The sequence below is a fragment of the Streptomyces sp. NPDC055962 genome (assembly GCF_042270185.1).
Taxonomy (GTDB): domain Bacteria; phylum Actinomycetota; class Actinomycetes; order Streptomycetales; family Streptomycetaceae; genus Streptomyces.
The window spans coordinates 78,348-95,155 of record NZ_JBHJYN010000011.1; the positions used below are offsets into that span (position 1 = coordinate 78,348).

The following is a 16,808-nucleotide window of genomic DNA, read 5'->3' on the forward strand; positions in this document are numbered from 1 at the left end:
GCCGGACACCCCGCGCTGCCGGTGGCCCTCGCCCGTGCCCCGTACGGAAGGATCACCGGCAGCAGCACGCCCACCCCGCCGAGTCCACGGAGCCGCACCGCCGATGTCCACCCCCCACGATCCCTACGTCCGGGTACGCGGCGCACGCGAGCACAACCTCCGTGACGTGGACGTCGACATCCCCCGCGACACCCTCGCGGTCTTCACCGGCGTCTCCGGGTCGGGGAAGTCCTCCCTGGCGTTCGGGACCATCTACGCGGAGGCGCAGCGGCGCTACTTCGAGTCGGTCGCCCCGTACGCCCGCCGGCTGATCCACCAGGTGGGGGCTCCCGACGTCGGGGAGGTCACCGGCCTGCCGCCCGCGGTGTCCCTGGAGCAGCGCCGGTCGGCGCCCGGGTCGCGTTCCTCGGTGGGCACGGTCACCACCCTCTCCAACTCCCTGCGGATGCTCTTCTCCCGCGCCGGTGACTACCCGCCCGGCGCCGAGCGCCTCGACTCCGACGCATTCTCGCCGAACACGGCGGCCGGGGCGTGCCCCGAGTGCCACGGACTGGGCCTGATCCACCGCACCAGCGAGGAACTGCTCGTGCCGGACCCGTCGTTGTCGATCCGGGACGGGGCGATCGCGGCCTGGCCGGGCGCCTGGCAGGGCAAGAACCTCCGTGACGTGCTGGACGCCCTCGGGTACGACATCGGCCGCCCGTGGCGGGAGTTGGAGCCGGCGGACCGCGAGTGGATCCTGTTCACCGACGAGCAGCCGGTGGTGACCGTCCACCCGGTACGGGACGCAGGGCGCATCCAACGCCCCTATCAGGGCACGTACATGAGCGCGCGCCGCTATGTGATGCACACGTTCGCGGACACCAGGAGCCGGTCACTGCGGGCGAAGGCGGAGCGCTTCCTGACGAGCGCGCCGTGTCCGGTGTGCGGGGGCGGCCGGCTGCGGGCGGAAGCCATGGCGGTCACGTTCGCGGGCCTCACGATCGCCGACTTCGTCGCGCTCCCCCTCACCGCCCTGACGGAGGTGCTGCTGGAGGCGGGCGGCGGGAGCGACACCGCGCGGGTACTGACGGCCGATCTGCTGTCCAGGATCGAGCCGGTCACCGAGCTCGGCCTCGGCTATCTCAGCCTCGACCGTACGGCCCCCTCCCTCTCGTCGGGCGAGTTGCAGCGGCTGCGGCTCGCCACGCAGCTGAGGTCGGGGCTGTTCGGCGTCGTCTACGTGCTGGACGAGCCGTCCGCAGGCCTCCACCCCGCCGACACGGAGTCACTGCTCGGCGTGCTCGGCAGGCTCAAGCGGGCGGGGAACACGGTCTTCGTGGTCGAGCACCAGATGGACGTGGTGCGACAGGCCGACTGGCTGGTGGACGTGGGCCCACTGGCGGGCGAGCACGGGGGCAGGGTGCTGCACAGCGGCCCGCCGGCGGACCTCGCCGGTGTGACCGGGTCCGCGACCCGGCGGTTCCTCTTCGCCGAGGACCCCGCACCGGCCCGGGAGCCTCGCGAGCCTTCCGGCTGGATCACGCTGCGCGGGGTCGATCTGCACAACGTGCGCGGGGTCGACGCCGCGTTCCCGCTCGGTGTGCTGACGGCGGTCACCGGTGTGTCCGGTTCGGGCAAGTCGACGCTCGTCGGCCAGGTGCTGGCGGGTGTGCTCGCCGACCGCCGGCCCGCGGAAGCGGCCGGGGCACCCGCCGGACCGGTGGTGCGGGGCTGTGCGTCGGCGGAGGGCCTGGATGCGGTGGACCGGCTGGTGCAGGTCGACCAGAAGCCCATCGGCCGCACGCCACGGTCCAACCTGGCCACGTACACCGGGCTGTTCGACACCGTGCGGAAGCTCTTCGCCCAGACGGAGACGGCGCGGGCCCGGAAGTACCGCGCCGGCCGGTTCTCGTTCAACGTGGCGGGCGGGCGGTGCGAGACCTGTCAGGGCGAGGGGTTCGTCTCGGTCGAGCTGCTGTTCCTGCCCAGCACGTACGCTCCCTGCCCGGACTGCCACGGCGCGCGCTACAACCCGCGGACGCTCGAGGTCACCCTGCGCGGCCTCACGATCGCGGGCGTGCTGGACCTGACCGTGGAGGCGGCGGCCGAGTTCCTCGCCGGGACCCCGGCGGCCGAGCGCAGCCTGCGGGCGCTCCTCGACGTGGGGCTGGGCTATCTGCGCCTGGGGCAGCCGGCGACCGAGCTGTCCGGCGGTGAGGCGCAGCGGATCAAGCTCGCCACGGAGCTCCAGCGCGCCAGGCGGGGACACACGCTGTACCTGCTGGACGAGCCGACGACCGGGCTGCACCCCGCCGATGTGGAGGTGCTCATGAGGCAGTTGCACGGCCTGGTGGACGCGGGCAACACGGTGGTCGTCGTGGAGCACGACATGTCGGTGGTGGCGGGCGCGGACCGGGTGATCGACCTCGGCCCCGGGGGCGGCGACCGGGGCGGCCGGATCGTCGCCACCGGGACGCCGCGGGAGGTCGCCGCCGCGGCGGGGAGCCGTACGGCCGCTTACCTGGCGAAGGCGTTGCGGACGGGCTGACTCCCCGCCGGGCCGGCGGGTGGTCAGCGGCTGGTGGTCAGCGGCCGGAGGCCGGAGGCGGGTGGCCGGAGGCGGGTGGCCGGAGGCCGGCGGCCCCGCGGTCAGCGGCGCACCTTGCGCGTGGCACGCAGCCACTCCTTGTTCATCGCAGTGATCGAGGGCAGCGGGATGCCCTTGGGGCAGGCCGTCGCGCATGCGCCGGTGAGGGTGCAGCCGCCGAACCCCTCGTCGTCCATGGTGGCGACCATGTCGAGCACCCGTGTCTCCCGCTCGGGCGCACCCTGGGGAAGCACGTTGAGGTGGTTGACCTTGGCCGAGGTGAAGAGCATCGCCGAGCCGTTCGGGCAGGCGGCCACGCAGGCACCGCAGCCGATGCACTCGGCGTGCTCGAAGGCGGAGTCGGCGTCGGGCTTGGGCACGGGGGTGGCGTGCGCGTCGGGTGCCGTGCCGGTGGGCGCCGAGATGTATCCACCGGACTGGATGATCCGGTCGAAGGAGGAACGGTCGACGACGAGGTCCTTCACGACCGGGAAGGCCGAGGCGCGCCACGGCTCGATGTCGATCGTGTCGCCGTCGCTGAAGGACCGCATGTGGAGCTGGCAGGTGGTGGTCCGCTCCGGACCGTGGGCGTCGCCGTTGATGACCAGGCTGCACGCCCCGCAGATGCCTTCGCGGCAGTCGTGGTCGAAGGCGACGGGCTCGTCCCCGCCGAGGATGAGTTCCTCGTTGAGGGTGTCGAGCATCTCCAGGAACGACATGTCCTGCGAGATGCCGTCGACTTCGTAGGTGGCCATGGCGCCGGGCGCCTCGGCGTTCTGCTGGCGCCAGACGCGCAGGGTGAGCTTCATGCGTAGCTCCGCTGAGTGGGGTGGACGTACTCGAAGACCAGGTCTTCCTTGTGCAGGACGGGGGCGTCGCCGGTGGCGCTGAACTCCCAGGCGGCGGCGTAGGAGAACTCCTCGTCCCTTCGGGCGGCCTCGCCGTCCGGGGTCTGCGACTCCTCGCGGAAGTGGCCGCCGCAGGATTCGGCGCGGTGCAGGGCGTCGAGGCACATGAGCTCGGCGAGCTCCAGGTAGTCGACGACCCGATTGGCCTTCTCCAGCGACTGGTTGAACTGTTCGCCGGTGCCGGGGACCTTGATGCGGCGCCAGAACTCCTCGCGGATCCGCGGGATCCGGTCGAGGGCCATGCGGAGCCCCTCCTCGGTGCGGGCCATCCCGCAGAACTCCCACATGAGTTCGCCGATCTCGCGATGGAAGGAGTCCGGTGTCCGGTCTCCGTCGACCGCGAGGAGCAGGTTGAGCCGGTCCTCGGTCTCGGCGACGGCCTCGGTGACCGCCGGGTGACCGGCGTCGACCGCCTCGGTGTGCGGGTTGCGGGCGAGGTAGTCGTTGATGGTCGACGGCAGGACGAAGTAGCCGTCGGCGAGGCCCTGCATCAGCGCGGAGGCTCCGAGGCGGTTGGCCCCGTGGTCGGAGAAGTTGGCCTCACCGATGGCGAAGAGGCCGGGGATGGTGGTCTGGAGGTCGTAGTCGACCCAGAGGCCGCCCATCGTGTAGTGCACGGCGGGGTAGATGCGCATCGGCGTCTCGTACGGGTTCTCCGCGGTGATGCGGGCGTACATGTCGAAGAGGTTGCCGTACTTCTCCTCGACCTTCTTCCTGCCCATGCGCCCGATGGCCTCGGCGAAGTCGAGGTAGACGCCCTGACCGCCGGGACCGACGCCGCGGCCCTCGTCGCAGACGTTCTTCGCTGCGCGGGAGGCGATGTCGCGGGGCACGAGGTTGCCGAAGGCCGGGTAGATGCGTTCCAGGTAGTAGTCCCGCTCCTCCTCGGGGATCTGGTTCGCGGGACGGTCGTCGCCCTTGGCCTTCGGGACCCAGATGCGTCCGTCGTTGCGCAGCGATTCACTCATCAGCGTCAGCTTGGACTGGTGGTCACCGGTGCGCGGGATGCAGGTGGGGTGGATCTGGGTGAAGCAGGGGTTGGCGAAGTACGCGCCACGCCTGTGCGCGCGCCAGACGGCGGTGGCATTGGAGTTCATCGCGTTCGTCGACAGGTAGAAGACGTTGCCGTAGCCGCCGGTGGCCAGCACGACCGCGTCGGCGACGTACGTGTCGATCCTCCCCGTGACGAGGTCGCGGGCCACGATGCCGCGCGCCTTGCCGTCGACGACGATCAGGTCGAGCATCTCCGTACGGGAGTGCAGTTCGACGTTGCCGGCCGCGATCTGCCGGGAGAGCGCCTGGTACGCGCCGAGGAGGAGCTGCTGCCCCGTCTGGCCGCGGGCGTAGAAGGTACGGGAGACCTGGACGCCGCCGAAGGAACGGTTGTCGAGGAGGCCGCCGTACTCACGGGCGAAGGGGACGCCCTGGGCGACGCACTGGTCGATGATCTCCACGGAGATCTCCGCCAGGCGGTGGACGTTGGACTCGCGGGCCCGGAAGTCGCCGCCCTTGACGGTGTCGTAGAAGAGCCGGTGGACCGAGTCGCCGTCGTTGCGGTAGTTCTTGGCCGCGTTGATCCCGCCCTGCGCGGCGACGGAGTGGGCCCGCCTGGGCGAGTCCTGGAAGCAGAACTGGACGACGTGGTAGCCCTGTTCGGCGAGGGTGGCGCCGGCGGAGCCGCCGGCGAGGCCGGTGCCGACGACGATCACGGTGTGCTTGCGGCGGTTGGCCGGGTTGACGAGCTTCGCCTCGAAGCGCCGGGTGTCCCAGCGGTCGGCCACGGGGCCCCCGGGCGCCTTGGCGTCGACGACGGGCTCGCCGGTGCGGTAGTTCGTGTAGTCGCTCATTCAGCTCACCACTCCGGTCATCACGGCGACGGGCACGGAGACGAAACCGGCCGTCAGTACCACTGCGAAGGCAGTGGCGAGGGTCTTCAGGACGCGGTCCCGGGTCGCACTGCCCACTCCGAGGGTCTGCGCCGCACTCCAGAACCCGTGTTGGACGTGCAGGCCCAGGGCGAGCACGGCGACGATGTAGATGACGTTGCCGTACCAGGTGGAGAAGGTGTCGAGCACGTTCTGGTAGGGGTGCCCGGCCTGGAACCCGCCGGGGTGCACCGTGCCGGTCGTGAGGTCCAGGATGTGCCAGACGATGAACAGCGCGAGGATGACACCCCCGTAGCGCATGGTGCGTGTGGCATAGCTGGAGCGCGCCTTCCTGTTGACGTACGCCGTGGGGCGCGCCCGGAGGTCGCGGCGGCTCAGCTGGTAGGCGGAGACCGCGTGCAGGACGACGGCCGCGACGAGCACCACGCGGATGATCCAGAGCGCCCACTCGTAGTGCAGGAAGGGCTCCCCGATCGTCCGGAGCCAGTGCGCGTAGTGGTTGAACTCGCCGGATCCGAAGAAGATCTTCAGGTTGCCCAGCATGTGGACCGCCAGGTAGCCGAGCATGATCAGGCCGCTCACAGCCATGATCGTCTTCTTGCCGACGGACGAGTCCCAGAGCGTACGCGTCATGGACGGCCGTCGGTCCGTCCGCGTTGCCAATGCCATGAACACGACGCTAAGGGCAAAGGGCACCATCAGTCCAAGACATGAAACGTCTCATATCCATAGGCAATGGCTATGAAGTTCGCTAGGGTCACCCCCATGCACTTCCAGCAGCTCGCCTACTTCGTGGCCGTGGCGGAGGCCAGGCACTTCACCCGGGCCGCCGAGGAGGTGCACGTCTCGCAGCCCTCGCTGTCCCAGCAGATCAAGGCCCTGGAGAACGAGCTGGGTGCCGAGCTCTTCAGCCGGGCGCGCGGCAACATCGCGCTGACGGACGCCGGCGAGGCGCTGCTGCCGCTGGCCCGCAGGATCCTGGCGGACGCGGACACCGCACGCCACGAGGTGCAGGAACTGGTCCAGCTGCGCCGGGGGCGGATCCGGCTGGGAGCCACTCCGAGTGTCTGCACGGGACTGCTGCCCGACGTGCTGCGCGCCTTCCACGGCGCCCACCCGGGGATCCAGCTCCTGATCGAGGAGGGCGGCTCCCACGACCTCGTACGGCAGCTCGCCCGCGGGGCCCTGGACCTGGCGCTGCTCGTGCTGCCGCTGCCCGCCGGCTCCCCGGCGCTCACCACCGTGGAGCTGCTGCACGAGGACCTGGTGGTGGTGTCCCCGGCGTCCCGGCCCGCCCCGGGGCGCAAGGGCTCGGTGCACGTCGCCGACCTCGAGAACGAACCGCTGGTGATGTTCCGGCACGGGTACGACCTGCGGGAACTGACCGTCGCGGCGTGCCGCGCGGAAGGCTTCGAGCCCTCGTTCACGGTGGAGGGCGGCGAGATGGACGCCGTCCTGGGCTTCGTACGCGCGGGGCTCGGGATCGCCGTCGTCCCCCGCATGGTCGCCGTGCGGGCGGGCCAGGACCTGCGGACGACGCCGCTGGCCTCGCCGGGGCTGCGGCGGACCATCGGGCTCGCGCACCGCAGCGATGTCGAACCCCCGCGTGCGGCGCGCGAGCTGCAGCGGATGCTCCTGGGAGCGGGCCCGCACTCCGTGCCCCCGGCCGCCGGCGGGCAGGGCCCGGCCGGCGGCTGAGGAGTGCGGCGGGGACCGTCAGACCGCGTCGGCCAGCAGCAGCGAGTGGATCCGGTCCGGGGCACCCGGCCGTGCGTAGTACCAGCCCTGGGCCGTGTCGCAGCCGAGCTGCCGCAGCTGCTCGGCCTGGGCGCCGGTCTCCACGCCCTCCACCGTGACCGCGAGGTCCAGGCTGTGGGCGAGCGACACGATGCCCTCGACGATCTTCAGATCGACCGGGTCGGCCGGGTGGTGCTGCATCCCCTGGGTGAAGGAACGGTCCAGCTTGAGCACGCTCACCGGCAGCCGGCGCAGGTTCGCCAGATTCGAGTACCCCGTGCCGAAGTCGTCCAGGGCGATGTCGACGCCCATCTCGGCCAGCTGACGGAGCGGCTTGAGCAGGTCGTCGTCCGCGCCGATCAGCGCGGACTCCGTGACCTCCAGACAGAGGGCGCCCGGGTCGAGGCCGGACCGTTCCAGGACGTCGACGGTCTCGGCGACCAGGCTCGGGTGGTGCAGCTGGGTCGGGGAGAGGTTGACGTTGATCCGCAGGGGCCCGCCGTCGGTGTGACGTTCCTGCCAGAAGTTCGCCTGCCGCACGGACTCCTCCAGCACCCAGCGCCCGAGCGGCACGATCAGCCCGGTGTGCTCCGCGAGCGGGATGAACCGGTCAGGTCCGAGCACACCGTGCTGCGGATGGCACCAGCGCACCAGCGCCTCGGCGCCGTGCACGCTGCCGTCGCCGAGGTGCACGAGCGGCTGGTACTCGATGAAGAACTCCCCCCGGTCCAGCGCCGCCGGGAGTGCCGTGGTCAGTCCGTGCCTCGTGATGGCACGGGCGTCGGCCTCGGCATCGGACAGTGCGAAGCGGTTCCCGCCCGCCGCCTTGGCCCGGTACATCGTGATGTCGGCGCTGCGCAGCACCTCGGCGGCGGTGCGTTCGCCCGAAGGGCCTTCGACGACGCCGATGGAGCCGCGTACGGTGAGCTCCCGGCCGTCGAGGCGTACGGGCGTGGCGAGTGCCGAGAGGATGCGCCCGGCCAGCTCGTGGACCTCGTCCTGGGTCCGCGGTCCGGTCGTGAGGGCCACGAACTCGTCGCCGCCGAGGCGCGCGACCATCTCGCCCGGGGCGGTCGCACAGCTCTGCAGCCGGTCGGCCACCTCGACCAGGAGCCGGTCCCCCGCCGCGTGCCCCAGGCTGTCGTTGATCGCCTTGAAGCCGTCCAGGTCGAGATAGCAGAGCCCGAAGCGCATGCCGTCCCTGGGTGCGAGGGCCTTCTCCAGCCGCTCGAAGAACAGCGTCCGGTTGGGGAGGCCGGTGAGCGCGTCGTGGGTGGCCTCGTAGCGCAGCCGCAGATTGAGCAGCCGCCGTTCCGTGGTGTCCTCCATCAGGGCCAGCTGGTACTCCGGCCGTCCCTCCGAGTCCCGCAGGAGCGAGACGGTGAGGTTGGTCCACAGCACGGTGCCGTCGTTGCGGTAGTACGGCTTCTCGACGCTGTAGTGCTCGCGCTCACCCCGTACGAGCTCGTCGTAGTACTTCCATACGTGCGGCGAGTCCTCGGGGTGAACCCACTCGTTCACCTTGTGGCTGCGGACGTGGTTCTCCAGGCCGCCGAACATCCGGGTCAGGGTGTCGTTGATCTCCAGGATGTTCCCGTCGAGATCGGCGATGCCGATTCCGATGGCGGCGTCCTTGAACACGGCACGGAAGCGCGCCTCGGTGGCGTGCAGCGCCTGCTCGGCGTGCGAGCGGGCGGTGAGCGCCGAGCGGGCGATCGCCTCCTGCTCGGCGAGCGTGCGCTCCCGCAGCGCCTGGGTGAACCCGCCGGCGAGCGCATGCTGGATCCGTGCGCACCGGGCCCGGCTGTCCTCGGTCGACAGGTCCACCGGCCCGTTGCCGCCGCAGTAGAGGACCAGATAGGAGTCGACGACGCCGAGGGTGGAGCTCAGGGCGTCGGGATCGGTGCAGTGCGCGGCGACCAGCGCGGCTCCGACGCGGTGTGCCGGGGTCGCGTCGAAGATCCGTGTGTGCAGGATGCCGTTGAGCTCCCGGGCGAGCGGCAGCAGGTGCTCCTCGAACTCCGGGCGGGTCAGGGAGGTGGCCGTGGAGGGGAAGATCGCCCGGCTCCAGATGGTGGCGAATCTCCTGAGACGGTCCTCGGGACCGTCGGGCTCCGCGTCCGGGGCACCGGACGACTGGGCGGGAATGCTCACGCCTTGCGCCCAACCCCGGCGAAGCCCGAGAAGGCGAACGGGTCTTCCTGCGCGAGGGCCTCGGGGGACTCCGGACGCCACTCGGGCATGGACACGAGGCCGGGCTCGACCATCTCGTACCCCTCGAAGAAGCGGCTGATCTCGACACGCGACCGCATGATCAGCGGGTTGCGGATGGTGCGGTAGACACCGACGGTCCCACCCGCCTCCTCCTCGCTGAGCGGGATGCCCTCGTACGAGGCGTGGGTCAGGACCAGCAGGCTTCCGGGAGCCAGCGCGTCGCGCAGCTCGGCCACGGCGGCGTACGGGTCGTCGGTGTCCTCGATGAAGTGGAGCACCGCCACCAGCAGCAGCGCCACCGGCCTGTCGAGGTCGAGGAGGCCGGTGACCTCCGGGTCGTCCAGGATCTCCCGGGGCTTGCGCAGGTCTGCGGCGGCGATGACGGCCCGTTCGTTGCCTTCGAGCACCGCCTGGCTGTGTGCGACCGCGACCGAGTCGTGGTCGACGTAGGCGATCCGGGCCTCGGGGTCAGCGGCCTGGGCGACCTCGTGGACATTGCCGAAGGTCGGTATGCCGGAGCCGATGTCGAGGAACTGATTGATCCCCGCGTCCGTGGCGTACTGCACGGCCCGTCGCATAAAGGCCCGATTCGCCTGCATGACCTTGGGCAGGCCCGGCATGAACTCCATGGCCTTGCGGGCCGCTTCCCTGTCCACCTCGAAATTGTGCGAACCGCCCAGGTAGAAGTCGTACATGCGAGACACGCTCGGCACCGAGATGTCTATGCCTTGCGGTGCCCAGGCGGGACGCTCCATCGATGTCTCCAACAAGTCGCCACGGCGGTCCGGCCATGTTCATGGTCAGTGTTGACCAGAGGCTACTGATCGACCGCCAAGAGAGCGAGTGGAAACGGAAATTAGAGATCCGTTATTGGTCACACACCGGAGGCACGTGCGACCGGTCCGTCGCTGCGTGTGCGCATGCGGCGACGGACCGGTACCACAGGGCCTGTCCGGCACCTACTTCGGGGCCCCGACCAGCTTCGCATCGGGCGAGACCGCGTACCATGTCCCGCCGACGCCTTGGCCGTTGGTGTCCCCCGGCTTCTTGTCACCGGAGAAGGTGTAGACGGGCCAGCAGTCGAGCGACTGCTGCTGGATGCCGTCCGGGCGATTGAAGGTGACAAATCCCTTCGTGGTGACTCCGGCGACCTCATTCTTCTTCACCGGAGGGACGACCGGCCACTTCTTCAGGCAGTCGCCCGTGCAGGCGGACTTCATCGGCCATGCCGAGTCCTTCTTGAAGCGGTAAACCGTCATGCCCCGCTTGTCCACGACGACGTCTCCGAGTTCCGGGTCCTTACGGACCGAAAGTCCGGCAAGGCCGGCCTCGTCGACCGCGGAGGCTCCGTCCGCGTTCACCGCCGCTTTCTTTCCGTCGGGGGCCGAGGCGAACCAGGTGCCCCCGACGCCCTGCCCGTTGGCGTCACCCGGAGCGGTGTCCTTGGCATAGCGGTACATCGGCCACCCGGCGACGGTCAGCTGCTTGGTCCCGTCGGCCCGTGTGACCTCGCCGATCAGCGAGGGATCGGTCCCGGCGGCGGCCGTGGCACTCTCCGCGGGCACCGCGGGCCATACCTTCGCACAGTCGCCCTCGCAATTCGACGCGGGAGGTTCGGCGGTGTCCTTGTCGAACCGGTAGAGGGTGAATCCCTCGCTGTCGGTCAGCACCTCACCCAGCTTCTTGCTGTCCCACACCGCGAGTTGCCCTGCCTGCTTCGGTGCCGTGCCCGTGTCCGAGCCGGATCCGTACCCCCCGTCCGAGCCGTAACCGCTGTCCGCCGGCTGCTGTGCGGGGGCGGCGTTGCCCACGGCCTGGCCGTTGGGGGACACGCTGCCCTTCTCCTGACCGCACGCCGTCGTCAGCGCCAGCAGGGCCACCGCCGTGACCGCGAGCGAGGCGTTCCGCCAGGTATCCATGTCGACTCCCGATGTGCTCTGCCGTCCGGGACGCGGGTCCGCGCCTTTCGTGGCCCTAGGTACGGTCCGCCGATGGCCCGTTGTTCAAAGAGCCGAGAAAAAAGTTTTGCCGGGCGCAAACGCGAATCGCCGAATGTCCCCACCATCAGGCGAATCGTCTCCCCCGTCCGCGTGCACGGCGGCCGGGTGGAACATGCTCCACGGCGTGTACGGATCACGCATATGGCGGACGGCCGCCGCCACCCTTCTCCTGATGCTCGCCGTCCCGCTGCCGGCGGCCGGTGACGACTGCGCGGTCGCCTCCATCGGTCAGGGGGACGGCGGCTCCTCCATCGCGGTGGCAGGAGAGGGGCGGTGCGGCGCTGTCATCGCCGAGCCCGAGCCGGAGCCCGAACCCGCGCCGCCTCCTCCACCACCCCCACCGCCACCGCCTCCACCACCGCCCCCTCCACCACCGCCTCCACCCCCTCCACCACCGCCGCCGCCCCCACCACCCCCTCCCGCCCCGGCACCTCCCGAACCGGAACCAGCACCGGAACCGCCACCGCCGCCGCCGCGCCCCACCGTGCGCCCGACACCACCGCCCCCCGCGCCCGTCGCGCTGCCCACCTATCGCAAACCGCCCCGCAAGACACCCCGGAGCGGGCCGTCACTCGTCTCGCTCACCCTTCTGATCACCGCACCCGCCGTCTTCGCCGTGGCCGTGCTGCGGCCCCGCTCGTCCCGCTGACGAAAGAAAAGAAGGGAACCCATGTCGGAATGGCTTGTTCTGACCATTGCCATGGCGTCGGCCTGCGCCGTTGTCCTGACCACCGCCGTGCTCAGCAACCGCCGCCTCGCCGATGACGACGATCCGTCGGAGACCCCCGATGTCATCGAGTACATGACGATGATGATCGGCGTGGTCTACGCGATCGTCCTCGGCCTGGCCATCGCGGGAGTCTGGGAGGGCCGCAGCGCCGCCCAGGAGTCGGTACGCCTGGAGGCGCAGGCCCTCCACGAGGTGAGTGCCCGGTCGGCCGTCTACCCGGTCGAGGTCCGCGACCGCATCCGCACCGACGTCGACGCGTACGTCGCCCATGTCGTCGGTGACGAGTGGAGGTGGATGACGGATCACGGGAGTCTCACCGAGGAGGGCACCAGGCTGCTCGACAGGGTGCGGGCCGACGTCACGGAGTACGAGCCGCGGAACGACCACGAAGGCCAGGCGTACCAGCCGCTGGTGGACCAGGTGGCCGCCGTCGACGACGCGCGAGGGGCCCGGGGGCAGAACGCGGGGGCGACCATGCCGGGCGTGGTCTGGTTCGGCCTGATCACCGGGGCCGTGGTGACGGTCGGTCTGATCTTCACGCTCCAGATCCGCAGAACCTTCCGGGAACTGCTTCTGGCGGGCCTCTTCAGCGTCCTGATCGCGTTCCTGCTGTTCCTGATCTGGGACTTCGACGCGCCGTTCGGCCGGGGTATCTCGGCCACCACGGCTCCCTTCGTCGATCTCTTCCCACACGCGACGGGCGGATAGCCGCCCGCCACGCCGCTGTGTCCCCCGGGCGGTCCGCCGGCCGGGGGACAAGGCTGCCCCATTCGCCTGACCCCGATAGCGGGTGGTATGCGGCACTTCTACGGTTTCGGCATCGAGGTGCATCTCTCCTGTCTGGCGGAAATCCGTTCCGCGGGTGCTCCTCGGGACCCGGAGGATTCACCATGCGCGCGATACGTGTCGCACCCGTCGCCCTGCTGGGCGCCGCCGCCTGCTTTCTGACGGCACCGGCCGCATCGGCCGATGTGCTCACCGGCGGCACGTCCACCTCGTTCACGCCGACCATCACTCCGTCGACGGTCGCGCCGGGAGGCCAGGTCACTCTCGGCGCCATGGGGTGCACCACCGATGCGACCGCGTTCTCGGGCGTGTTCGACACGACCACCATCCCCAGCGGGCGGTCGGCCACCGCCCGGGTCGACTCGGACGCCAGGCGCGGCGCGGTCTACGAGGTGACCTTCCGCTGCGGCACCACGACGCGCTCGGCGAACCTGACCATCACGAGCGGTGCGACCACGACGCCCACCACCGCCCCCACGACCAGCTCCACCGCCTCGCCCAGCGGCGTGCTGGGCGGACTCGGCGGCAGCGTCGACACCATGGATCCGGCCGAGATCGCGGCCGGCTCCGCACTGGTGGCTGTCGCTTCGGCCGGAGCCTTCTACGTCCTGCGCAAGCGGCGCACCGGTCGTCAGCACTGACGTTCCGGCATCGTCCGGAGACGTACGACAGTCGCCCCGGGTCCTGTTCACAGGACTCGGGGCGACGGGCTATCGGGCCGGGCGGGAGGTTCGCGCCGTCAGATCGCCGCATTGCTCATCCGGCGACGACGGACGACGAAGACGGCGCCGCCGACAGCCGCTGCCGCGACGAGACCGCCACCGACCTGCATCTCCACGGAGCTGGGGCCCATCGAGCCGCCGAGGCCGCCCTGCGCACCCCGCGAAGGGAGCACGGTGAAGCGGGCCGTGGCAACCGGGTCGCCGTTGTTGCCGTTGCCACCCTGACCACCGTTACCGCCCTGGCCACCGTTGCCACCGCCCTGGCCTCCATTGCCGCCCTGGCCACCGTTGCCGCCCTGGCCACCGTTGCCGCCTTGACCGCGGTCGCCGCCCTGGCCACCGTTGCCCGGCCCGCGGTCACCTCCGTCTCCGCCCTGGCCACCGTTGCCGCCGTCACCTCCGTTGCCGCCGCCGAAGTTGTTGTCGCTGGTGTTGCACCGCACGGAAAGGCTGTACTGACCGGGCGTCGCGTTGTCCCGGATACGCGCGGTGGCGTAGCCGACCCGCCCCGGCGAGAGGTTCACCGTCGGGAACGCGTTCGACCACACCCGCCCGCCGGAGCGGCCGCAGCCCTCTGCGCTGACCTGCATCGTGGCGCCCTGGAAGACCCGGGACGGGTTGACGGTGACGTTGGTCGGGAAGTTGCTCGGGTTGCTGCCCGGGCCACCTCCGGCGACGGCCAGCGGGGCAGCGAGCCCGACCGCCGCGAATGCGGTCGCGGTCACCGCGAGAGCGCGTGAAGCACGCATCTTCGAACCTCCAGCGGGAAGCGCCCCGGAGTCAGGTCCTCCGGGATCAGTCGACGAGTACGCGTCCCATGACGAACCCTCACCAGATACCGCACATGTCGCACTTCGGCACTGCTCCACCCCGGTGAGCCGACACGCCGCGCGCCGGATACGGAATCTGACGGACCCGCAGGTCACGGTCCGTCAGAACTTTTATCCGCTCATTACTCCGACAGGCAGAACGCGCTCGGGATGCCCGGTCGGCCGCCACCCGTTCGCCCTTCCCTGATCGCCCCGTCACGGGGCCGCGCCTACCGTGACGATGTCGCGACGAAGGGAGAACCATGGGCCGGGACCAGTGGGGCGCCGAGCGGAGCAGACGCACACCGTGGGGTGCCATCGCCCTGGTGATGCTCACCGGGCTCGCACTCATGCGCAACGGCGTGGAGACGTCGCCCGGACCGCCCCAGCCCGCCGCCGCGGCCTCGGTGGCCGGCGCCGGGGACGCGACGGTCTCCGCGCCGGTCGAGGGCGAGCCCGTGCAGCCGCTGGCGTACGCCCCCGCCGAGCGCATCCGGATCCCCTCGATCGAGGTCGACGCACCCGTCGTAGACGTGAACCTGGACCCGGCCGGCTGGATCGAGGCGCCGCCTCCCCAGGACGCGAACCTCGCCGGCTGGTACCAGAACGGCATCGCCCCGGGCCAGCGTGGAACCGCGGTGATGGTGGGCCATGTCGACAACCTCGCGGGCCCCGCGGTCTTCTACGGGCTGGGCTCCCTCAGCAAGGGCCATCAGATCGAGGTGTCCCGCTTCGACAACCGGGTCGCAGTGTTCGAGATCTACGGCGTCGAGGTGTTCTCCAAGCACGACTTCCCCGGTGCGCGGGTGTACGGCGACACCGGGTACGCCGAGCTCCGGGTCATCACCTGCGGGGGCGGTTACACGAAGGCGAACGGCTACGACGGGAACGTGGTGGTCTTCGCCCGGCTGGTCGGGACGCGGTAGCCGGGCGGACACCGGCCACCGTCAGCTGCGATGCGGAACGGTCGGGCGGTACCCCCTCTCGAGGAGCGCCGGCAGATACCGGCGCAGGGCGGCCACGCTCTGGGAGCGGTTGCCGCCCGCGTCGTGCGACAGCACCACGACGCCGGGCGCGGCCCCCTTCTCGACCCGGCGGACGATGGTGTCGGTGCCCGGGCGCGTCCAGTCCAGGGTGTCGACGGTCCAGGCCATCGGTTCCATGCCCATCGCGGCACCGATCTCGAAGGAGTTGCGGTTCCAGGCACCGTACGGCGCCCGGTACCAGAGCGGCGGGGCGCCCAGCGTCTTCTCGATCACCTCGCTGGTGCTGCCGAGTTCGTCGCGGATCGCTCCGCGGGAGAGCTTCGGGATCAGGGGGTGCGACCAGGAGTGGTTGCCGACCACGTGTCCGTCGTCGGCGATCTCCCGGAGCAGATCACGGTTGTCGGCCGCCATCTCGCCGCAGACGAAGAACATCGCCCGGACCCCGTACCGGCGCAGTGTGGCCAGAACGTCCGGCGTGTACCGGGGGTCTGGACCGTCGTCGAACGTGAGCACCATCGCGTCGTCGCCCAGTTCGGGAAGCTCCTCGAAGGGCCGCGTCCGGACCGGCGGCGCGGCCGGACGGAAGCGGGCCGGGGTCTCCGAGGTCATGGGCCGCAGCCGGTAGGCGCCGGGGCCCGCCTGGGCCCGCGCCGGGGGCCCGGCGGCCGCGGCCGGGGGTTCGCCACCGGGACGTACGGGCGTGCCGGCCGGATCCGCCGCGATCAGGCGTACCGCGGTGGCAGCCCCCAGCGCGAGGGCGAGACGCAGGAGGGTACGGCGTTCCGTCGGGATCTGATCATGCTTCATGACCAACTGCTCGCACGGAGCCACCTCCGCGCCCGCCGCCGACACCGGGGACGAGGCGATTTGCACCCGATGGATGGAGTGTCACGGACGCATCCGGCGGGTGCCGCCGGGAGGCCCGGAGGCGCCGGAGGCGCGCGCGGGACGAGCGGCTACCCTCGGGGCCGTGACAGACCAGCAACACCACAGGTTCGAGCGCGGCACGGACGGTCCCAAGGTGATCGTCGCGGGCCTCGACGGATCCGAGTCCTCGATGCGGGCCGCGGCGTACGCGGCGGGCCTCGCCCGTCGGCAGAACGCGATGCTCGCCCTCGTCTACGTCCAGCCGGTGATGACGGCCGGTGCCTCGCTGGGCGCCCCGGTCGCCGACACCACCGGGGAGGTGGCCGAGGGGCTGGTGAACGAGATCAGGGCCTCGACGGAACGGCTCAAGGACATATGGAACGTGCGCTGGGAGTTCCACACGTTCCGCGGGGATCCGTACAACGGGCTCGTGACGGCGGCCGACGAACTGAAGGCGGACGCCGTGATCGTGGGCGCCTCGGAGTCGGCCGGGCACCGGTTCATCGGCTCCGTGGCGGTCCGCCTCGTGAAGGCCGGCCGCTGGCCCGTCACGGTCGTTCCGTAGCGCTCCGCCCGTCACCGTCGTTCCGTGAC

13 protein-coding genes and 1 pseudogene are annotated in these 16,808 nt (G+C 70.9%); 6 read left to right on the top strand and 8 right to left on the bottom strand.

Annotation, left to right across the window (positions count from 1 at the left end):
* The first annotated feature begins 103 nt into the window (after positions 1 to 103).
* On the top strand, positions 104 to 2,530 hold the full coding sequence (locus ACFC51_RS27095) for an ABC transporter (RefSeq protein WP_376531309.1): 2,427 nt from the start codon (positions 104 to 106) through the stop codon (positions 2,528 to 2,530).
* 101 nt (positions 2,531 to 2,631) lie between these two features.
* Here the strand turns inward: ACFC51_RS27095 and ACFC51_RS27100 are convergent, their stop codons facing one another.
* The 3 genes from ACFC51_RS27100 to ACFC51_RS27110 are packed head-to-tail and all read right to left on the bottom strand — an operon-like array spanning position 2,632 to position 6,032.
* Positions 2,632 to 3,378, bottom strand: a complete 747-nt coding sequence (locus ACFC51_RS27100; RefSeq protein WP_376371010.1) for a succinate dehydrogenase/fumarate reductase iron-sulfur subunit — start codon at positions 3,376 to 3,378, stop codon at positions 2,632 to 2,634.
* A complete protein-coding gene (locus ACFC51_RS27105; protein ID WP_376371012.1) occupies positions 3,375 to 5,324 on the bottom strand; it encodes a fumarate reductase/succinate dehydrogenase flavoprotein subunit in 1,950 nt (649 codons plus the stop codon). The genes ACFC51_RS27100 and ACFC51_RS27105 overlap by 4 nt, the downstream gene beginning before the upstream one ends.
* Positions 5,325 to 6,032, bottom strand: coding sequence for a succinate dehydrogenase (locus ACFC51_RS27110; RefSeq protein WP_376371014.1), 708 nt, complete (start codon positions 6,030 to 6,032; stop codon positions 5,325 to 5,327).
* 96 nt (positions 6,033 to 6,128) lie between these two features.
* Here ACFC51_RS27110 and ACFC51_RS27115 point away from each other — a divergent pair, with 96 nt between their 5' ends.
* The gene (locus ACFC51_RS27115) at positions 6,129 to 7,061 is read left to right on the top strand and encodes a LysR family transcriptional regulator (RefSeq protein WP_376371108.1); all 933 of its coding nucleotides are present in this window, start codon (positions 6,129 to 6,131) and stop codon (positions 7,059 to 7,061) included.
* Positions 7,062 to 7,079: 18 nt separating this feature from the next.
* On the opposite strand, the gene ACFC51_RS27120 is transcribed toward ACFC51_RS27115, so the two are convergent.
* From ACFC51_RS27120 to ACFC51_RS27130, 3 genes are all read right to left on the bottom strand, one after another.
* Positions 7,080 to 9,254: a putative bifunctional diguanylate cyclase/phosphodiesterase gene (locus ACFC51_RS27120; protein ID WP_376371016.1), complete on the bottom strand. Its 2,175-nt coding sequence runs from the start codon at positions 9,252 to 9,254 to the stop codon at positions 7,080 to 7,082.
* A complete protein-coding gene (locus ACFC51_RS27125; RefSeq protein WP_376371018.1) occupies positions 9,251 to 10,069 on the bottom strand; it encodes an SAM-dependent methyltransferase in 819 nt (272 codons plus the stop codon). The genes ACFC51_RS27120 and ACFC51_RS27125 overlap by 4 nt, the downstream gene beginning before the upstream one ends.
* Positions 10,070 to 10,273: 204 nt before the next feature.
* Positions 10,274 to 11,233, bottom strand: coding sequence for an SCO0930 family lipoprotein (locus ACFC51_RS27130; protein WP_376371019.1), 960 nt, complete (start codon positions 11,231 to 11,233; stop codon positions 10,274 to 10,276).
* A gap of 751 nt (positions 11,234 to 11,984) precedes the next feature.
* Here ACFC51_RS27130 and ACFC51_RS27135 point away from each other — a divergent pair.
* Positions 11,985 to 12,752: a hypothetical protein gene (locus ACFC51_RS27135; RefSeq protein ID WP_376371021.1), complete on the top strand. Its 768-nt coding sequence runs from the start codon at positions 11,985 to 11,987 to the stop codon at positions 12,750 to 12,752.
* Positions 12,753 to 12,934: 182 nt separating this feature from the next.
* Complete coding sequence (locus tag ACFC51_RS27140; RefSeq protein WP_376371023.1) at positions 12,935 to 13,471, top strand: hypothetical protein; 537 nt, start codon at positions 12,935 to 12,937, stop codon at positions 13,469 to 13,471.
* A 98-nt stretch (positions 13,472 to 13,569) separates the two neighbouring features.
* Here ACFC51_RS27140 and ACFC51_RS27145 read toward each other — a convergent pair.
* Positions 13,570 to 13,752: pseudogene (locus tag ACFC51_RS27145) on the bottom strand (hypothetical protein); the annotation flags it as partial.
* A gap of 872 nt (positions 13,753 to 14,624) precedes the next feature.
* Here ACFC51_RS27145 and ACFC51_RS27150 point away from each other — a divergent pair.
* A complete protein-coding gene (locus ACFC51_RS27150; protein WP_376371025.1) occupies positions 14,625 to 15,287 on the top strand; it encodes a class F sortase in 663 nt (220 codons plus the stop codon).
* Positions 15,288 to 15,308: 21 nt separating this feature from the next.
* On the opposite strand, the gene ACFC51_RS27155 is transcribed toward ACFC51_RS27150, so the two are convergent.
* On the bottom strand, positions 15,309 to 16,154 hold the full coding sequence (locus ACFC51_RS27155) for a polysaccharide deacetylase family protein (protein ID WP_376531312.1): 846 nt from the start codon (positions 16,152 to 16,154) through the stop codon (positions 15,309 to 15,311).
* A gap of 163 nt (positions 16,155 to 16,317) precedes the next feature.
* Here ACFC51_RS27155 and ACFC51_RS27160 point away from each other — a divergent pair, with 163 nt between their 5' ends.
* The gene (locus ACFC51_RS27160; RefSeq protein WP_376371028.1) at positions 16,318 to 16,779 is read left to right on the top strand and encodes a universal stress protein; all 462 of its coding nucleotides are present in this window, start codon (positions 16,318 to 16,320) and stop codon (positions 16,777 to 16,779) included.
* Positions 16,780 to 16,808 lie beyond the last annotated feature (29 nt).